Source organism: Paenibacillus sp. LX16, from assembly GCF_036252815.1.
Classification (GTDB): Bacteria; Bacillota; Bacilli; order Paenibacillales; family Paenibacillaceae; genus Paenibacillus; species Paenibacillus polymyxa_B.
In genome coordinates this window covers 46,229-65,975 of sequence record NZ_CP141152.1, presented here as the reverse complement: position 1 = coordinate 65,975, position 19,747 = coordinate 46,229, and the positions used below count along the sequence as shown (strand labels likewise).

Below are 19,747 nucleotides of genomic sequence, written 5' to 3'. Positions count from 1 at the left end.
AATTGTTCAAAAACGTAACATATTTCAGTATAGACGAAAAACGCCGCTAATCCAAACCGATCAGATCATCGGTTGGACTCAGCGGCAGCTTATATCCACTTTTTTTATTCAGCGTTACGTTGGTAAATGATGCGTAATCCTTCGAGCGTCAACATCGGCAACACTTTCTGAATGCTCTCTGTCTCTGATGCGATTAGCTCTGCAAGACCTCCGGTAGCAATAACCGTAGGCTCCGCCTGCATTTCTTCCTTAATGCGCCTCACAATGCCATCCACTTGCCCAGCATAACCGAAGATGATCCCAGCTTGCATGGCATGAACCGTATTACGACCAATAACCTTTTTGGGTTTCTCCAACTCGATGCGGGGCAGCTTGGAAGCCCGTTGATACAGTGCCTCCGTCGAAATCCCGATCCCCGGCACAATAACACCGCCCAAGTAGTTTCCCTTATCGTCAATACAATCAAACGTCGTCGCTGTTCCAAAGTCCACCACAACCAGCGGCCCGCCGAACCGTTCGACAGCCGCAACAGCGTTCACGATCCGATCCGCACCTACTTCACGTGGATTCTCATAACGCAGGTTAAGACCAGTCTTGATTCCCGGCCCGACGATTAACGGCGTTTTGCCTATGTATTTATCGCACATTTCTTCTAATACACGGACCAATGGCGGAACGACAGAGGAAATAATAACTCCCTGGATGTCCTCCTTTAATACGCCACCCATACTAAAAAGATTATGTATGAGTACGCCGTATTCATCTGCGGTTGCCTGTCTGGAGGTACTGATCCGGTAATGGTGCAACAGCTCCCGCCCTTCGTATATCCCCAGAACAATATTGGTATTACCTACATCCACTACAAGAATCAATGGGTGTCACCTATCTTTCTTTGCGTTAAGGTCAAGGCTGATATCCAAATTATGAAAGGAGTATGTCAGCCTGCCTACAGAAATTACATCTACGCCACTCTCGGCCATCTCACGCACTGTATCCAGCGATACATTGCCCGAGGCTTCTGTTTTGACATGTGGGGCCCGCTCACGAATGAACCGAACGGCTTCCTTCATATCTGGGACAGACATGTTATCCAGCATAATGATATCCGCCCCAGCTTCCAGGGCTTCTTGAACTTGTTTCATGTCTTCCGTCTCTACTTCAATCGTCATCGTATGCGGTATATTAGCGCGTGTTCGACTCACAGCTTGTTCAATCCCACCTGCGCCCTTAATATGATTATCCTTAATCATAACAGCATCGTACAGGCCAAAGCGATGATTCGAGCCACCGCCTACACGAACAGCATACTTCTCCAGCAGTCGATGTCCCGGTGTTGTTTTACGTGTATCCACCAAGCGAGTGGGCAGACCATGTAATTGATCTATAAAAGCCCGAGTCCGCGTGGCAATGCCAGACATCCGTTGGAGCAGATTTAAGGCCAATCGCTCCCCGGTCAGAATTGCATGGGTACTCCCCGTTACTTCTGCCAAAACGCTCCCCTTTTCAATCCACTGTCCATCGACTACCAGCGGAGTGAACGACAAGGAAGGGTCCACTACCTTAAATACAAGGGCAGCCACGGGTATACCCGCAACCACGCCGCTCTCCTTGGCATGAATAACAGCCTTGGATTGATGGCCCTGCTCAATCGTCCAGCGCGTGGTCACATCGCCAGAGCCCGTATCTTCTCGCAGCCAGCTGCGAATTTGTGCCGTCAGTTCTTCCTGATATCCACTAAACTCTCCATAAAGCTCGCTGTTAGATGTCATGAACGTACTCCTCCGTTATCCCTTGCTCACGTCTCTGCTGAACATGCTTTCTCCAGACGCTATCATCTGTCTCAGGAAAATCCTCGCGATAATGCGCTCCCCGACTCTCCTCACGTAGCAGCGCACCATCTGTTACTAATAAAGCACAGGTGAGCAAATTGGCAAATTCGAGCTCTTCCCGGCTAGCGATCACAGCCTCAAAAATAGGCATTAGCCCTTGCAACTCATCTAATGCTGCTTGTAGCCCTTCGCCGTGCCGACGAACTCCAGCATAACGAACCATTGCTTCTTGCAGCTTATGCCGCTGCTCCGCGACGGATGAAGCCGGGAACTCTGTACGATTATCGCTATAAGATATCAACGTATGGCCGACTAGCGGTGGCAATGATTGCAGTCGCTCAATAATCCTACTGGCGAATACAATAGCTTCAGATAACGAATTGCTCGCCAGACGATTAGCTCCGTGAACACCTGTAGAAGAGGTTTCCCCGCAGGCGAACAAACGCGCAATGGAGCTTTCCCCGTGTAGATTAGTCTGAACACCACCCATCATATAATGGGCAGCAGGCGCAATGGGGATCCAGTCTGTCGTCATATCCAAACCAAATGACAGACATGTCCGATAAATGGTTGGAAAACGTTGCTTCACCCGCTCAGGTGGCTCATGCGTAATATCCAGGTATACAAACGCAGCTTGGGTGCGTTCCATCTCATGAATGATAGCACGAGCTACGATATCTCTGGGTGCAAGCTCCTGCCGGGAATCATACTTGTCCATGAAGCGTTCTCCGTGAATATTGCGTAACACGGCTCCTTCTCCCCGTACAGCTTCGGAAATTAGAAACCTTGGAGCGCCCGGATGGCACAACGCCGTAGGATGAAACTGTATGAATTCCATATCCCGTACAATCGCCCCAGCACGATATGCCATAGCGATACCATCCCCGGTTGCAATATCCGGGTTGGTCGTATAACGGTATAATTGCCCGCTACCTCCTGAGCACAAAATCGTTGCATTAGCAGTGATATACGACCTCTCCCCATCTGGCTTTTGGACGAGGGCTCCAATACACTCACCATGCTCCGTCAGCAGATCAATTACCATGCATTCTTCCCACACTTCGATACCGGGATGGGCAGCAATCTGGTCTGATAAGGCACGCACAATTTCATAACCGGTAGCATCTCCATTCGCATGCAAAATACGCCGGTGACTATGCGCTCCTTCCCGTGTCAACGCTAGTTCACCATCCACACGATCAAAAGCCGTTCCCATACGTATTAACTCTTGAATACCAACTGGACCTTCATGGACAAGCGTTCTGACCGCCTCAGATTCACACAGACCTGCTCCAGCAATCAGGGTATCTTCCATATGATAGGCTGGTGTATCCTCGTCCGATGTGACAGCAGCAATGCCGCCTTGAGCATAACGCGTGTTGCTTTCCATCAAGGCCTTCTTGGTAATCAGCAATACTTTCCGATTCTCCGCAGCCTTAATCGCCGTATATAAGCCCGCAATGCCCGAGCCGATAATTAACACGTCGGCCTCCAATCGGGTCAATTCCGCTACATCAAAATCAACTAGATATCTTGGAATCATGCCTTCACCTGATTTCACAGAAGAATAGCGCACACCATAGGTTCTACAGCATGCGCTCACGTATATGTTCAAAATGATAGAAAGTCGATTGCAGCGGCTGTTGGCTTTTATAAGCTAAGAAGACGACAGCCGTTTATTTAACAATAAATGTACACAACGTTCCGGTGTCTGTCAAATCACGTTAGCAATAATCTTCCATTTAAAAAGCTCCGGAAAACCAATAATACCTGGTTCCCCGGAGCTTACATATACGCTTATTCAACTATCCATCGGATGATTAGGTTGTTGTCGGTGGAGTACCACCGGAGTTGCCCGAATTGTTATCATCCTCTGGCTTTTTCAGATTAGGGATATCATTCGGTTGATCCGTTGTATTCTCAGGCTCGTCATCCTTACCTTGAATACGTACACGGACGTCTCCAATGTTGTCGATCACAGGCTCACCGTTTTCCGGTGTTCCTTCTCCCTCAGTCGTACCGCCATCCAAAGAACCTGTCTCGATCAAACGTTTGATTTGTTCAAGTTCTAGGGTTTCTTCTACCAGCAAGGTTTGAGCAATCAAATGAACCTCTTTGGAATACTTGGTCAGGAGTTCTCTAGCACGCTCATAAGACTCAGTGATGAAGCGATTCATCTCCTGGTCAATCTGATAAGCGATCTGATCACTGTAGTTCTGCTCATGACCGATATCGCGTCCAAGGAATACTTGGCCTTGGGAAGTACCGAACTGCATCGGACCAAGCTTCTCACTCATACCATATTCTACGATCATGCTGCGTGCAATGCTTGTCGCTTGCTGGAAGTCGCTATAGGCTCCCGTTCCGATCTCGCCAATGAACAGTTCCTCGGATACGCGTCCACCCAACAATCCGGTGATTTTGTCCAGCAATTCCTGCTTGGTTGTCAGCATGCGGTCTTCCTTCGGAAGCATGATGACATATCCGCCTGCACGTCCACGTGGAATAATCGTTACCTTGTGAACCATGTCGGCATTTTCCAAGAAGAAACCAATAATCGTATGGCCTGCTTCATGATAAGCAACAATTCGTTTTTCGCGGTCACTGATTACGCGGCTGCGTTTTTCTGTACCTACGATAACACGGTCGATAGCTTCATCTACTTCTCGCATCGAAATATCTCTGCGGTTACGACGAGCCGCCAACAAGGCAGCTTCGTTCAACAGATTTTCCAGATCAGCGCCCGTAAAGCCTGTTGTACGTTTCGCAATTACGTCCAGTTTAACATCCTTCGTTAATGGCTTGTTGCGAGCATGTACATACAATACTGCTTCACGGCCTTTAACATCTGGACGGTCAACCGTAATTTGACGGTCAAAACGTCCTGGACGAAGCAACGCTGGGTCCAAAATATCCGGACGGTTTGTAGCCGCTACGATGATGATACCTTCGTTTGCGCCAAATCCATCCATCTCTACGAGCAATTGGTTGAGCGTCTGCTCACGTTCATCATGTCCGCCACCTAATCCGGCGCCACGTTGACGTCCAACGGCATCAATCTCATCAATGAAAATGATACAAGGTGCGTTCTTCTTCGCGTTCTCGAACAAATCGCGAACACGAGAAGCACCGACCCCGACGAACATTTCTACAAAATCAGAACCCGAGATGCTGAAAAACGGTACTCCGGCCTCGCCTGCAACAGCTCTCGCCAAGAGTGTTTTACCCGTACCTGGAGGGCCCACTAACAGAACACCTTTTGGAATACGAGCGCCCACAGCTGCAAACTTGCGTGGGTCCTTCAAGAATTCTACAACTTCGACAAGCTCTTGCTTCTCTTCGTCAGCCCCTGCCACGTCCTCGAACGTAACCTTCTTCTTCTCTTCGTTATACAGACGGGCTTTGCTCTTGCCGAAGTTCATAACTTTGCCGCCACCGCCCTGTGCCTGATTAAACAGGAAGAAGAACAACAGGAACATGATCACCAAAGGAATGATAGAAGTCAAAAACGTCAGCCAAATGCTTTCGCCTTCCATTTTCTTCTGCACGTATTCAAACCCGTTCGTTTCGCTGGCATTTACCAGTTCACTTAGTGCTTGATCCGTTGGTGGAACATATACGGAAAAATTGGTCGATTTAGCATCAGCCGGCTGCTTCTTATATGCACCGGTTACAAGATAGGCGTAACCGTCAAATTGGACCGTTACTTTAGAGATGTTATTAGCTTTAACCTCTTGCCGTAATTGGTCATATCTAGGGAGATCGGAGGCTTCGTTACTGTTGCTAACAAACTGAACGATACCCACCACAACTAAAAAAAGAATCAAATAAAAACCAGAATTCCGGATGAACCGATTCATCCCCTACCTCCTCTCGAGACACTTAAGTTATTTTACCATAGCCTGTAAGTCCTTCTCAACAAAGGGCCTTATTTAGTCCTAGGACTGGAGGCTGAGATTAGCTGGTGTAGATTTCCGGCTTTAAAATCCCTATGTATGGGAGGTTCCGGTAGTGCTCGGCATAGTCCAGACCATAGCCGACAACAAACGCATCTGGAAGCGTAAATCCAGTATAATCTGCTTCAAGATTAACTGTCCGGCGTGCAGGCTTGTCGAACAAGGTTACGACACATACCGAATTGGCATTACGGTTTTTAAGCAATTCAATCAAATGCGTCAGCGTCAGGCCGCTGTCGATAATATCTTCGACAATCAGAACGTCGCGTCCTTCCACAGATGCGTCCAAATCCTTAATGATTTTGATGATACCTGAGGATTTTGTGGATGCTCCATAACTTGATACAGCCATGAAATCAAGCTCCAACGGCACTGTAATGGTTTTAACCAAATCAGCCATAAAGATAAACGCACCTTTCAGTACGCAAATCACCAATGGATTTTTACCTTCATATTTCACGCTGAGCTGTGCACCCAATTCCTTAATTTTACTCTGAATTTCTTCTTCGCTGATCAATATTTCCTGAATATCATTTTGCAACGGTGTAAACCTCCTAAGTTTATACTATGAAAGCCGTTCCTGCGCAATTACCGGTGCCCCGGACTCTCTCGTCTTTGCCATGACATATAAATAACCGAAGACGTGTGCTTTTGCACGGCGGCATGTACAGAACGTCGTACGCCCGGAATCCAGAGAATAGCTCCAGAGTGGTCGCAGACGATGGGAGTAACGGAACGCATTGAAGGAGGTATTTTTTCATCAATAAAAATATCTTTAACCTTTTTTCTTCCGTTTAATCCCATTACATACATGGTATCTCCAGGTAATCGCGAGCGTACAGTCAAAGGCAGACTCAATTGATCTGCGTCGAACCACGCTTCCTCCTTATTCCTCGGATGGTCCGCATCCGAATAGGAAGCTCTTCGCCACCGAAGTATACCACCTGCCTCAGGCAACTCTAGCTCACCGGAAATAGGCAATACACTTAGTCCATAGCACCATTCGCCCATAACGACTTGCGTACGGTCAAACAAAACCGCCTGGTCATATTCGCGGACTCCAACCGCACCGCCTCCCAAATCCAAACTCCATGTAGACGATGCCTCTTGGAGAAGTCTTAGTCGAACGGTCTCAATTTTACGGAAATCAAAATTTTCACTGTCCGAAGGCAGATAATTTAATATTAGTTTAATCAACCTCCGTTGTAAAGCAACGGATAGCTTACGGTATGAAGCGATAGGAAACATGTACCTGCCATTATCCAAGCGCACCATTTTCTCGTATGCCGACAGCGTGGATGCCTCCATAAAGTCATTTTCGTCAGCCATCGTTTCGGCCAGCCGGTTTAGGGACGGTGTCAGTCGCTCATTATATTGCCCCAAAAAAGGAAGCACATCCATGCGAATGGCGTTACGACGGTATTTGGATGATAAATTAGTGCTGTCTATCACATAGGAAAGATCATAAAAGTTACAAAACTCAATCAGGTCAGCCTTGTACATACGTAGCAGCGGGCGAATGAGTTGCACATTTTTTTCCCTGCGCGCCAAACGCATACCTGCCAAACCTGCTGGGCCGCTACCACGTAGCAAGTGCAAGAGAACCGTCTCGGCTTGATCGTCGCCGTGGTGAGCCATTGCAATATGCTGTGCTTCCCACTTTGTAGCCATATCATGTAAAAAGCTGTAGCGCAGCTCGCGAGCTGCTTCCTGCGGGCCCTTCCCGCTCTCCTTCATATAAGTGGGCACATCAACCCGAATCATTTCAAATGGAAGTTCAAGCTTTCGGGCAATATTGCGTACCTCTTCAGCCTCCGCATCCGATTCCTCTGGTCTGAAGCCATGATGAACGTGAGCGCAGACGAGTTGTAAAGGCATATGTATAACGGATATTTCATGTAAAATGTGCAAAAGGGCCACCGAATCCGGCCCACCGGATACAGCAACCACAATGCGGTCTCCGGGGCTCCACAGTGAATGATCTCGCGCCAAGGCGAGCACTTCCTGTACAACACCGGTCGGTTTTGTTGTTCCCATTCACGACCCTCTTTTCTCCCGACCGTAAAAATGATGATCATCTGTTATCTTATGTAAGTCATGCTGCTACCTTAACGCAATCCAGAGCGCTCCGGCAAGCAGCAAAAGCGATACCGTAAAAGCATATCCCAGCCAGCGTGGGTTCCCTTTTTTGACCGACGATTGCCTGACATGTGCGGAAGCCAAACGTGACCAAGATCGGGCCGCTGCACGAGTATCGGAATATTCTCCACGCACTGCACCCAGTAGCCATTCAGCATAGGGGCGTAATACACGGCTACGGCGAATGATGACCGTCAATTCTGCCGTATTCCGCAGCTGTGGCAGCCTGCTCGCAGCCGCCTTTAACGATTCGCTCTCCAATATATGAATCGTTAGAAGAGCGAAGGCAAACAGGTCATACTGGGAATCGGCATTTCGGCTACCAGCATTCCAGAATCCCCTGTCATACCACTCTGTAAATTGTTTAACACTCCGACCAGCAAGAGACACCCCACCGTAGTCAATTAATTCAGCCTCTCCATAGGCATTGACCAAAATATTCTGCGGCTTCAGGTCGCCAAACACCCATCCTGCCTGATGGAGATCCGCCAGACGATTCAGTATACCGGTTCCAGCCACACCATACCATTCCGGCCCTTTGGCTGCCACAAAACGATGAAGCGGATCACCCTTAACATATCGCATAACATAAAAGGGGATTTCTCCGCTGCGTAACACTACATCATCCACCTCAAACAAAAAGGAAGGATTTCCATTTCGCTGAAGGGCGGCCTGAGTCCCCTGAGACTGCAATGTGGTCAGCACATTAATCTCCGATTGCAGATCAAGCGTGTTCTTCCCCATTTTCAGAGCAAATTGCCGATCGGCCTGTGCTTCTTTTACCAAATATACAGTTCCGTTCGCTCCCCGGCCCAGCAAGCGCTGGATGACATAGCTGCTCCGCTTCCACTTGCCCTTGATGACCGTTCCGGGTGCAAGAACGGGATCAGACGACGTAGTCACCGAGCATCCCTTCTCCTTTGCCATAGGATTCTTCCAGATCTTTCTGTTCTTCTAGTGTAACATATCGGTAATAATCAATCACTTGTAAAATGGCAGGACCTGTCGGTGTTGCCCCTTTCATCCGCAAGCGTCCAAATATCGATTTGATCTGGTTAAGCTCAGAGGTCCAACCGATATCCATGACTGCGTCTTCTCCCATTTTGCCGCCCGGAAAATGAAATACAGATATACGGCTGTGTCCGCTTCTGGACTGTAAACTGAGCAGCAAATCACGAATGCTGTCCTCTACAGCAGGCAGCTTGGGCTTCATGCTCGCACTTGCATCAATGAGTAAAGCAATCTCCAGGGTGCTTGTTTCTGTCAGTTCATCCATCACCTCAACCACTTGGGCTCGTTTGGCCGGAGGAAGTTCACCGATATGTTTGGCGCCACCCTCACCCAGAATGTGCGTTAACTCTCTATTAACCGCCTGCTGAATGGTTTGAACCACCGTTTTGCGCGTCATCATCTGCATGGTCTGCGCCAACTGTTTCGTCCCTACGATTTGGCTAAACCCTCCCCCTGCTTTAGCAATTTCTTGGATCTCCTCACTGCCAAGCTCGCCAATAGTTCCATAATCTATGACTCCGGCGACGTTCACTGTAATACCTTCCCGCAAAGCCTGGGCAGCCGCCATGACTGGACTAACACCTACATTCGAGCATCCGTCTGTAATGATCAAAATTTGCTTCATCGTTTTTTGACCTCCGCTTCCTCTTAATCTATCCCGATAGATTCTATCTTTGCCTAATCCGGAACGATTCAAACGAAGGATGCAGATTTTTAAAACGAATAAGGAATTTCCCGGGCAATGTCAGCCTAGCTCACCGTCCGTGGACGTTCCAACCACCTCATGCCAGGTACATGGAGAGTTGCCCATTCTGGGCGGAAGTGGTCGATTTTACTAACGACTACTGTCATATCATCATAGATTTGATTTTGTTGGTATCGAATAACCCGTTCTAGCAAACAGTCGGCCAACTGCTGAGGATCTTCGCTTTCAATTTCCTGAATCATGCGTTTCATCCATATTTCCTTATTAACCGCGTAACCCGGTGAGTCGTATATACCGTCTGTAATCATAATGAGAATATCGCCCGGCTGGAGCTGCAGTGATACCAAATCAATTTCAATATCCTGTATAATGCCAATCGGCAAGTTACTGGCAGATACAGGGATGACCTCCTCCCCTCTTTTAATAAAGCTCGGCGTAGACCCAATCTTCATAAAAGTTGTCTGGGCCGTGTACTGATCAATCAGCGCCATATCGACCGTAGCATACATTTCCTCAGGTGATCGCAGCATCAGGACAGAGTTAACCGACTTGATCGCCAACTTTTCGTCCATACCCGATTGCAGTAATTCCTCCAAAATGTTAAGTGCTGCACTGCTCTCTTGCTGCGCACGCTCTCCGTTCCCCATACCATCACTTAAAGAGACTGCAAAAGTCCCGTTCCCTAGCTCCATCATGCTGTAGCTGTCACCTGAGAAAAAGTCCCCTCCTTTGGCGGCGCTTGCTACTCCTGTAGCAATCTCATACGTTTTAGCAGAACCGAACATGACTGTAGCCAAGCCCTGACGGCGATCTGCCTCCGTTTCGCGCATCACAGCTATATGCTCGTCCAGTATGTCCGACAGAAGTGGAGCGATGATTTTCCGACATTCATCAAATCCCCTTGTATAGGCATGGACAATCTCTATTTCTACCTGACCTGCATCCAGGTTAATAATCTCAATAGATTGGATGGACAAGCCCAGTCTATCAAGAGCCTCTCGTATTTGCTCCTCCTGCCGATGCATGGTCTGCCCTTCCCGCTGAATTTCTCGCGCTAAATCCTCCATAATTTGTGATACACCCGATAGCTGGTCAGCAACAAGCTGACGACTATCGTATACTTGGCGCTTCCATTGCATATTATGTTGGTAGAGGCTATACTGCTGCTTCATCACTTGCAGGACAGCGCCCGTTTTAGCACATGCCTTGCTCCATTGCGGGGGTATCTGCTCCGGCTCCAAATCCGGGTTATCCTCAATGGCGCTCATCATTTCCGTCATATACTGATGGGTTTGCATAAACTTGCCGTCCCAGCACTGCTCACACTTGAAGCAGGAGGCACATGTCCCTTCGGCCACCGCATTCATAAAATGTTCGATTTCTCCGTCCGACTTCGTACTCTCACTCGCAGATATCTGGTGAAAGCTGCGGGATAACTGACTGAATACACGGGAAAACTTCGTTACCCGCTCTGCGGTGAGATCGCGAACCCTTTTGGCATATTCATGCTGAGATTTAGCGTGGTCCTGCGTACCGGGAACATAGGTAGAAACCGCTTTAAAGAAACTTTTTGGGGTCATTAAAAATAATAGAATTGCCGCACAACTCTCCCAGGTTGACGTCAGCACGTCTCCGGTCCCGTCCAAATAGATCGTCAGAATTGAGGAGCCTAGCAGCATCCCAAGCGCAACAGCACCCTTTTTCCCTTCACGCAGCATCCCTGCCAGCAAACCTGCAAAAGCGAGTAAACTCATCTGCACAATTGCAGACATATTGGCCAAGCTTAAAATTAAACCGGTAATTACACCGACCGATGCACCCAGCGAAGCACCTCCCACCAAAGCAAACACCAAGACCAAATATCGCGACAGTACATGATCGACAGACAATGAATGAACAGTCCATCCTACTGCTCCCGTCATCACAGAGGCTAATAAAATAATAAGACATAAAATTTCCTCATTCTTGAGCTGGCTTGTCTTCTTGCGGTACGTAAACAACGGTATGGCCTGCGTGAACACCAGCGTAAGCATAAAGCTGAGAACCGCATCCGTTCCCACAATGATAAGCTCATACCATGTGAAAGTTGGAGCCATCACGGCGTTAAATAAATTGACCATAAATACCGACAAGAAAACCATAAGCGGGGCATAGGATAATTCCAGACGATCGAAGGTTCGTAGTCCGCGATACAGGAGATAAAATACCAGTAGCTCGCCACCAATCATAAATAACGATGGATAAGGAGCTAACAGGCTGCCTAACACAACTGATACAGCTACAGGCAGCATCAGGTCACGCCGAAGGAACGTTATGACCGCAAAATAAGCGAGGGCAAAAGGAGAAAGCTCGTCCAAAATAGTGGCGCGTCCCAGTAGAACTCCCATAGCTGACAATAGCAGCATCCATCTTTGCGCCGTTACCCATTGCACCATTTTATGTGAATCCAGCCGTTTCTTGAGTCTGGAAGACCACCCTTCCGTACGCTCTTTGGATTTGGACTTTCTAGATTTTAACCCCGGAAAATGTACCACGTTCCATTTCTCCATCATGCGTCAGGCACCCCATTCATCAATTTGATGTTCCCATCTTAAACCGGAACGACTGAGAAAGTTTGTCAGAACCCCACGTCTTATTCCAAGAAATTTCCGACAAAAAAACGTTCTGCGCGAAAGGACAGAGCATCACTCTGAACATCAAGCTACGCCCGTATGGAAGCCGATGGAAGAAACGTCCAGCTACTCCTTATATGACCTCTCGATGTCGTTCATCCTGATGTCCAATCTAGCGATTTGCACAGAAGATAGACGGAAAACCGTTGGAGTTTGTCGGACGATTATGTCCTCACGACAAAAAAAACATCCGCTTTCCAGCATCGAAGCTCTTTTCTTCTTCATCAAAATTGCGAATCTCATAAATGCCCGTACGACTAACCACTGGATTCAGCGCCCACAGTCGCTGCTTATCGCATCTGTTGTCGGTAGAACGCAAAAAAACCGTAGCAGTCTCTCGACTGTACGGTTTTCCGTGTATGATTGATACGGTTGTCAAAGTGAATTAAACACGCTTCGCGCCGCGTCCTCCGCGTTTACCTTCGGTGTTCTTTTTCAGCGACGAAATGCGTTCCTCACTATCTTTCAGGAAGCGTGACATTTTATCCTCAAATGAAGGTTTACCCGGTGCAGGCTTGAAAGAACGGCCTCCACGATCGCGGTTGAAACCACCGCCACCACCACCGCGTCCTTGACTTGGACCTGAACCTCCACCGCCGAAACGGTCGCCTCCGCCTGGTCCTCCTGTACGCTCCGGTCTTGGAGCTCTTGGGGGACGGGCTTCACTTGCCGGCTTGTCAATCGTTTGCTTAATGGAAAGTCCGATTTTGCCATCTTTGTCAACATTAATGACTTTCACCATCACAACATCATTAATCTTCAGGTGGTCGTTAACATCCTTAACATAGTTATCGGCGATTTCCGAGATGTGAACGAGACCCGTGACACCTCCAGACAAATCCACAAATGCTCCAAAATGCGTGATGCCTGTCACTTTGCCCTCTAACTTGGTGCCCACTTCAATTGCCATAGAATAAAATGATCCTCCCTTAAAATATACAACCGATTTTTTTGCAAAAAAATCCCGCTGTGGTGATTTGATTATACAAAATGGCGGAACCAAGGTCAACTAAGCATTGGCCCGATAATGTTCCTATTTCTGATCTCCGATGATTGGCGTCTCTTCCGGTTTGTAAAGACCGTACTTGCTTCTGGCAATCTCGCCAATGTACTCAGGGTCCTTGAGACGATTCACTTCGGTTTGAAGCTGTTGTTCCGTTTGTGTAGCAGCTTGCTTCTGCTTTTCCTTCTGGGTGAGCTGTTCACTTCGATCGGCCATAATTATGCCTTGAGAAAAAAAGGTAAAAATTGCCCAACTACCAAAGGCGGCAAGCGATAGCAACCAAATCATGATTCGCCTGCGCCCGCCCGCGTTGGACTTGGATGTAGAAGATAAATGGCGATCTACAGACGAATTACGCATGATACTACCTCCTTCCAAACCATGTTTTCGCTGTGTTTTTCAGTCTGATACCCAGCTTTACAAGCAACTCTGGAGTCTTCCAGCGCGCTTTAAGCGGACCGATCAGCCATAGAATCGGCTTCCAAACCGGCATCAAGATGTATATCAGCATCCTTCCCAGGAACACAATAAGTGCCCATGTCCATCCGACCAGCTTGCGTAACAGCCGATACAGCGCTAACACCGGAAGAACAATCAGGATGCGCAGTATGCTGTTCACGATCAACGTCAGTCTGCGAACTATCTCTAATAACATTACCACAAAACGTTGGGTTGTAACACTAAAGGCCCAAAAATAGAGCCAAACCCCCAAAAGTAGTCCTAAAAAGACATAAAACCGCAGCTCACCGCGATTACTCGCGTATAGCACACGGAAAATAAACAAAGCCGAGGCCACCCAGTACAGCACGTCCATCATATGAACGCTCCAGCGGGCAAAATGAAAGCGGATGGACAGCACCCGGTAGCTGTCAAACACCACTCCCATGGCTATGCCCGACAACAGCATCCACGTCAACGTCAGCCATTGCGTGTAAGGGTTCATTTGAAGATCTTGCCGAATAGGCTTTTTCCGTTTTTGGCCGGGGCCCCGGGCTCCAGGTAGACGAGGGAAGTAATCAGACCTTCAATGGACAACAGCCCCTCTTCTAGACTGAGGTTTTTGATATGTAAATGTTGTCCGCGAATGGTGAGATGGCCCAGCTCGGTCTGAAGCAGAAATTCTTCACTGTCAAAGCTCTCCACATTGCTGACGCCTGAAATATCGAGTTGCTTGCGGCTTTGCATGCGCAGATCATGGTGCTTGGACTTCCCTTGTTCAATCATGGCATGTACCCCTCCTTCTGTTCTTAGCTTATGAAGGGGGCCGTATGATTTAGAACCGTTTTTGCTGTTAATCAGCATATGATGGACGAAAACTCGCCATCTAAAGAAAAAAAGCACTCCTTCATAAAATTAATGAAGGAATGCTTTCATGTACAGTTGTGAGAAAATCAGATGTCTGCTTACCAGTTCAAACCATTGTCCCTGGCAATAGGCTCTTCCTTTACCAAAGTGTACATACTTGCAGCCTCGTCCTTGCGTGTAGTGTCGGCGAGCCGTTCCACTCGCACGGTCACCAGCTTCTGGCCAAACTGGACGGTAATTTCATCGCCTACTTTGACCGCACTGCTCGGCTTGGCTTCGCGTCCGTTCACCAGCACTCTCCCTTGTTCGGAGACGTCCTTGGCTACCGTACGCCGCTTAATCAGCCGCGAGACTTTCAAGAATTTATCAAGACGCATTAGTTAACGGCTTCTTTAAGCTTATTACCGGCTTTAAAAGCAGGAACGGTCGATTCTGGAATTTCAATCGTGTTACCGGTTTGTGGATTGCGGCCTGTACGGCTGGAACGCTTGCGTGTTTCGAAAGTACCAAAGCCGATCAGTTGCACTTTGTCGCCGCTAGCGAGTGCATCTGTAATTTCACCAAGAACGCCATTCAATACAGCTTCAACGTCACGTTTGCTCAAACCGCTTTTGCTGGAAATATTGTTGATCAGATCTGTCTTGTTCATAAGATAAAAGCCTCCCAAATGTCAAAAAATAATCATCACGCTGCATGTCCATTTATGGAGCAGACGTGAGGTCCAACTGTGGCCGAAGCCCTCCTGAATGTCACTGTAACACGCTTAACTATAAGCTACAGTTATTTTCAGAATTACTACAAGTTATTCTGGCTTGTCCATAAAAATCCTGCAATGACAGGCGTTTTTTTATTCGACCCCAGTTAAGCCAACATCCTACTACAAAACTCTGTCCATTGGCAAGTCTTCTCAAACTGGGCCTTCTTTCAACCCTGCATATATCTTATTTTACTGTTCTGTGCAGCCAAAAGCGAATATGTGGAATCACGCTTTGCCAAGGAGCTTTTTCGCTTCCTGCCAGTAAGTCTCCATTTCATCTACGCTGCTTTCTTCGGGACGACGCCCCTGCTCGCGTAATTTCTGCTCAATATACTGGAAACGGTCTACAAATTTGCGATTGGTGGCGGACAATGCCTCTTCCGGATCTACTCCCATGAATCGGGCTGCATTCACGGCAACAAATAACACATCGCCTAACTCCAGCAACTGGGCTTCCACAGCATGCCCTTCACGAACCGCTTCCTTCAGCTCAGCCACTTCTTCGTCCAATTTATCGAATACGCCCTCAATGCTATCCCAGTTAAAGCCTACTTTAGCTGCTTTCTTCTGGAGCTTGTACGATTTCATAAGAGCAGGCAGATCACGCGGAACTCCATCCAGTACGGAAGGGTATGCTTCTGCCGTACCTTTAAGCCGTTTTTCCTCAGCCTTCATTTGTTCCCAGTTTTGCAATGCCTCTTCCGCATCATTCGCTTGGTTGTCACCAAATACATGTGGATGACGGAAAATAAGCTTATCATTCAGCCCTTGGATTACATCATACACATTGAAGGTTCCGACTTCCTCTTCCATTTGGGCATGCAGCAAAATTTGCAACAACAGATCGCCCAGCTCTTCCTTCATATGCTCAGGGTCGTCCTCATCTATCGTTTCGATGACTTCATACGTTTCTTCAATCAGATTTTTGCGGATCGACTGGTGTGTCTGTTCACGATCCCATGGACAGCCTTCCGGGCTGCGTAAAATATCGACAATCTCGTGTAGACGGTCAAAAGAACGCCGTTTCAGCGCCTCATCTTCACTGCGAGGTATGTATACCAAGGATAGGTTCCCGTAGCCCTCTACTCGATCCAGCTCGTACAGCGGCACCTTGTGCACCGCTTCCTCCCCTTCCACCCCAAGGGCGTGACCGACATATACCTCATAATCGTCAGGATACCGCTCCATCAGGCACAGCTTCACATCAGAAGCCGTGAAGGTGTCATACACCTGTCCGATCAGCGTATGCAGCTGAGGCTGGAGCCAGCTGGCATCCAGTGTACCTGCGTCCAACAGCTGGAAACCCTCAATCGGATCAAAACCAAGACGCACAAAAGCCTCATCCAGGAAACTTTCGCCGCCCAGAATATTCAGTTCAATCCCTTGCGTAGGACAACGCTCCTTAAGCAACTGTACCGCTGCTTCTGCCACCATCGGGTGACCGGGAACCGCATAGACGATTTCGCTTCCGTCTGCCGCCTTAGCAGCCGTCGTAATCAATTGGCTGGTAATTTCCTCGTATACCTCTGGAAAAGACTCCTTTGTCTCATATACCTCGTCAAACGACTCAAAAGCCACTTCAAACTCATTCAGCACTTGAACCGCAGGATGCTCCTTGGTCCGCAGATAGAGCGCTGAAGCGCCCCGCATTTTGTTCAATATCCCTATCGTAAGCTGATCCGGATCCCCCGAGCCCAAACCTACGACCGTTAATGTTACGCTCATATTCAATCCTCCGTTTCGCAGAAACAAGGTTCATGCTCGAAAAAAATACACAGCCTAACCCGCTTCCGCTTCCTTTGCTTTGGCATTTACTATACCACAAAGTTGTATAAGCTCATAAAATGGCTGTGCCGCTTTCACGCCCTAAGCCCTATGCCTGGGCTAAGCCAGTACACGTAGCCTGCGCAGCACGGCTGCCAGCGGGCGTCCGAGCTTGGGCACCGCCACAAGCTCGGCTTCCGTGATCAGCCTCAAGCGTGCGAGGCCGATCACGAACACAACGGCGCCTGCGGCTACGCCCAGCAGGCTCTCCGCGGCTGCCGTGGCACGACCTCCGGCAACCCACCCCAAGGCACCCAGCACAGCGCTGGTGCCCCACATCGCCGCCCCGGCCGCACCAGCCAGGGCGATAAGCAGTGCCGCCGGCTTGAGCACGCTGGCGGACCAGCTCCCGCGCAGGCCTACCAAGCGAGCCAGCAGCACGATGTTGATCACCGCTGCTAGCAGATAGGCGACAGCCCCCGCAATGGCGGCTCCAGCCGTGCCTAGATGCGGCACGAGTAGCCAGTTTAGCAGCGCCTTGGCTGCTGCGGCCGCGAGCATCGCCAGAGCCGGCGCGCGAACCGCGCCAAGCCCCTGCAGCAGCGCAGCCGAGATGATGCTGAGCGTGCCGCCTACGGCGGTTAGCGCCATCCAGCGCATGACCCCGCTACCGGTGTCGTCCGCATACAGCATCACATTGACGGGCACAGCCAGCACGATCAAGCCTGTCGCAGCGGCTAGTCCCAGTAGCCAAAACCAGCGCAGCGATTGCTCGCACTGGCGACGTGCCAGCTCCGTACCGCCGGTCACCCTGGCCTCAGCCAGCGATGGAATGAATAATGCCGACAGTGTGGTGGCAAACATCATGACTAGCTGTACCAGCGGCAAACCTCGGTTATACACGCCAAAGGCCACCATAACCGCAGTATCGTCCAAACCCTCCTGCTTTAACAAGCGAGGTACAGTAAATGTGTCTACTAGGCTAATTAACGGAACGGCTAGCGCTCCAAGGCAAACAGGCAAGGCATAACGCAGCAGCGCCTTTAGCAAGGCACCGTTGCTTTCCGCTGCGTGTAGCTCTCCAGTCTGTGCTTGCACTGTCGCCATGACCGTCCCTTGCCTTCTAAGTCTCTTCCTGTGATTTCGCCAATATAGCAACATGATGACCAAACCCGCTGCTCCACCTGCTGCTGAACCAAACACTGCTCCGGCGGCGATCATATCCGCTCCCGCTCCTTGCGACAGCATGAGCAGCAACAGCATAATCATCACGCTTACCCGTATCGCCTGCTCCGTCACTTGGGAAACAGCAGTCGGAAGCATATTTTGCAAACCTTGAAAATATCCTCTCAGTCCAGCCATAACCGGCACGAACAAAAAGGCAAACGCCGCCGCCCTCACCGACGGAATGACGTGAACATTGTCGATCCATTGACCAATTAGCGGCGCACACGTATACATCAGCACGCCCAGGATCAATCCAAAGACACCCAATACAAGCGAAGATAGCCGAGCAACACGTTGCCCCGCCGCTGGATTTCCCACTGCCTCAAACTCAGCTACAAATTTAGATATGGCAGCCGGAAATCCAGCGGTTGCAATGGTAATGAACAGCGTATAAAAAGGATAAACCGTATTATAAATGCCAAACACGCCGTCGCCGCCGATATTCTGCAGCGGGATTTTTTGCACTGTGCCGATCAGCTTGCTCGCTACCGCTGCCAGTGTCAAAATGACAGCACCCCGTAGCAGCCGCGAAGCGGCGCGATTTTCCTGCATTCTCCGTCTCCACTCCCACCTGAAATATGCATCTTACCCGAGTCCTATTATACCGCCTCTTCTCCCGGAAAGAAAAAAAACCCTGTACAACGTAGGACGGCTTTCGCCATTCTGTACGTCATACAGGGGTGAAACGGGATGTTACTGTTCCATTTGTTTGCCCAGGAAGCCAGCGGCTGTTTCAGCCATTTTGATTTCCATTTCGGACATTTTTACATTTTCGTCCTTGTTCAACAATACAACGGAACCAATGGGATCACCACCGGAAACAATGGGAGCCGCCACAAAGGACGAGAGTGTTTCTTCGTGGTCTCGCGTTAGCTCATAGGAGCCGCTGGCTGTCTCCAGCACAGTTTTGCGATTATCCATACTACCTTCGATAATGCTACCGATTGGCTTGTCCAGAAAATCCTTTTTAGAGCCTCCAGCCACCGTAATGATGGTGTCTCGATCGGTAATCATTGTAATATGGCCCGTGCTTTCAAACAGGGACTCAGCATATTCTTTGGCGAAATCACCAAGTTCACCAATAGGTGAATACTTTTTCAAAATGACTTCTCCGTCACGATCCACAAAAATCTCAAGCGGATCTCCTTCACGAATTCTCAAGGTGCGGCGAATTTCCTTTGGAATAACTACCCGCCCAAGGTCATCAATACGGCGAACTATACCAGTAGCTTTCATTTCACATGTTGCCCCACTTTCTCAAGAAGAATTTAGTAAACTACTGACGGTATCGAAAGACGCTTCCACTCCCCCAGAAGCGGTCACGAAGAACGTCACGGTCATGGTGTTTATGGTGATATCTGACCATAGTATTCATCTG

Annotated in this window: 18 protein-coding genes; all 18 read right to left on the bottom strand. The window is 49.0% G+C overall.

Annotated features, from left to right (window positions below):
• Positions 1 to 104: 104 nt before the first annotated feature.
• Positions 105 to 872 carry a type III pantothenate kinase gene (locus T3H97_RS00305; RefSeq protein WP_025718328.1) on the bottom strand — a complete coding sequence of 256 codons (768 nt, stop codon included), beginning with the start codon at positions 870 to 872 and terminating at the stop codon, positions 105 to 107.
• A 6-nt stretch (positions 873 to 878) separates the two neighbouring features.
• Positions 879 to 1,769 (bottom strand): carboxylating nicotinate-nucleotide diphosphorylase, encoded by an 891-nt coding sequence (nadC, locus tag T3H97_RS00300; RefSeq protein ID WP_328801387.1) that lies wholly within the window; start codon positions 1,767 to 1,769, stop codon positions 879 to 881.
• Positions 1,759 to 3,372 carry an L-aspartate oxidase gene (gene nadB / locus T3H97_RS00295; RefSeq protein ID WP_328801386.1) on the bottom strand — a complete coding sequence of 538 codons (1,614 nt, stop codon included), beginning with the start codon at positions 3,370 to 3,372 and terminating at the stop codon, positions 1,759 to 1,761. Before nadB ends, nadC begins: the two co-directional genes overlap by 11 nt.
• Positions 3,373 to 3,649: 277 nt before the next feature.
• On the bottom strand, positions 3,650 to 5,689 hold the full coding sequence (ftsH, locus tag T3H97_RS00290; protein WP_328801385.1) for an ATP-dependent zinc metalloprotease FtsH: 2,040 nt from the start codon (positions 5,687 to 5,689) through the stop codon (positions 3,650 to 3,652).
• A gap of 97 nt (positions 5,690 to 5,786) precedes the next feature.
• Positions 5,787 to 6,326, bottom strand: coding sequence for a hypoxanthine phosphoribosyltransferase (gene hpt, locus T3H97_RS00285; RefSeq protein ID WP_025721686.1), 540 nt, complete (start codon positions 6,324 to 6,326; stop codon positions 5,787 to 5,789).
• 47 nt (positions 6,327 to 6,373) lie between these two features.
• On the bottom strand, positions 6,374 to 7,822 hold the full coding sequence (gene tilS / locus T3H97_RS00280) for a tRNA lysidine(34) synthetase TilS (protein WP_328801384.1): 1,449 nt from the start codon (positions 7,820 to 7,822) through the stop codon (positions 6,374 to 6,376).
• Between the two features lie 66 nt (positions 7,823 to 7,888).
• On the bottom strand, positions 7,889 to 8,827 hold the full coding sequence (locus T3H97_RS00275; RefSeq protein WP_103049279.1) for a protein kinase domain-containing protein: 939 nt from the start codon (positions 8,825 to 8,827) through the stop codon (positions 7,889 to 7,891).
• A complete protein-coding gene (locus tag T3H97_RS00270) occupies positions 8,811 to 9,560 on the bottom strand; it encodes a hypothetical protein (protein ID WP_328801383.1) in 750 nt (249 codons plus the stop codon). The genes T3H97_RS00275 and T3H97_RS00270 overlap by 17 nt, the downstream gene beginning before the upstream one ends.
• 125 nt (positions 9,561 to 9,685) lie before the next feature.
• Positions 9,686 to 12,193, bottom strand: coding sequence for a stage II sporulation protein E (gene spoIIE / locus T3H97_RS00265; RefSeq protein ID WP_328801382.1), 2,508 nt, complete (start codon positions 12,191 to 12,193; stop codon positions 9,686 to 9,688).
• 505 nt (positions 12,194 to 12,698) lie between these two features.
• Positions 12,699 to 13,223 carry a S1 domain-containing RNA-binding protein gene (locus tag T3H97_RS00260; protein WP_013308138.1) on the bottom strand — a complete coding sequence of 175 codons (525 nt, stop codon included), beginning with the start codon at positions 13,221 to 13,223 and terminating at the stop codon, positions 12,699 to 12,701.
• Between the two features lie 123 nt (positions 13,224 to 13,346).
• Entirely contained in the window at positions 13,347 to 13,676 is a 330-nt protein-coding gene (locus tag T3H97_RS00255) for an FtsB family cell division protein (RefSeq protein ID WP_328801381.1), read from the bottom strand.
• Between the two features lie 4 nt (positions 13,677 to 13,680).
• Positions 13,681 to 14,259, bottom strand: coding sequence for a spore cortex biosynthesis protein YabQ (gene yabQ, locus T3H97_RS00250; protein ID WP_328801380.1), 579 nt, complete (start codon positions 14,257 to 14,259; stop codon positions 13,681 to 13,683).
• Positions 14,256 to 14,540, bottom strand: coding sequence for a sporulation protein YabP (gene yabP, locus T3H97_RS00245; RefSeq protein WP_025721693.1), 285 nt, complete (start codon positions 14,538 to 14,540; stop codon positions 14,256 to 14,258). The genes yabQ and yabP overlap by 4 nt, the downstream gene beginning before the upstream one ends.
• A gap of 179 nt (positions 14,541 to 14,719) precedes the next feature.
• A complete protein-coding gene (locus tag T3H97_RS00240; protein WP_016818913.1) occupies positions 14,720 to 14,998 on the bottom strand; it encodes an RNA-binding S4 domain-containing protein in 279 nt (92 codons plus the stop codon).
• Positions 14,998 to 15,270, bottom strand: a complete 273-nt coding sequence (locus T3H97_RS00235; protein WP_007428028.1) for an HU family DNA-binding protein — start codon at positions 15,268 to 15,270, stop codon at positions 14,998 to 15,000. The genes T3H97_RS00240 and T3H97_RS00235 overlap by 1 nt, the downstream gene beginning before the upstream one ends.
• Before the next feature lie 333 nt (positions 15,271 to 15,603).
• On the bottom strand, positions 15,604 to 17,103 hold the full coding sequence (mazG, locus tag T3H97_RS00230) for a bifunctional methyltransferase/pyrophosphohydrolase YabN (RefSeq protein WP_328801379.1): 1,500 nt from the start codon (positions 17,101 to 17,103) through the stop codon (positions 15,604 to 15,606).
• A 159-nt stretch (positions 17,104 to 17,262) separates the two neighbouring features.
• Positions 17,263 to 18,921 (bottom strand): putative polysaccharide biosynthesis protein, encoded by a 1,659-nt coding sequence (locus T3H97_RS00225; protein ID WP_328801378.1) that lies wholly within the window; start codon positions 18,919 to 18,921, stop codon positions 17,263 to 17,265.
• Positions 18,922 to 19,062: 141 nt separating this feature from the next.
• On the bottom strand, positions 19,063 to 19,605 hold the full coding sequence (spoVT, locus tag T3H97_RS00220; RefSeq protein ID WP_013308131.1) for a stage V sporulation protein T: 543 nt from the start codon (positions 19,603 to 19,605) through the stop codon (positions 19,063 to 19,065).
• Positions 19,606 to 19,747 lie beyond the last annotated feature (142 nt).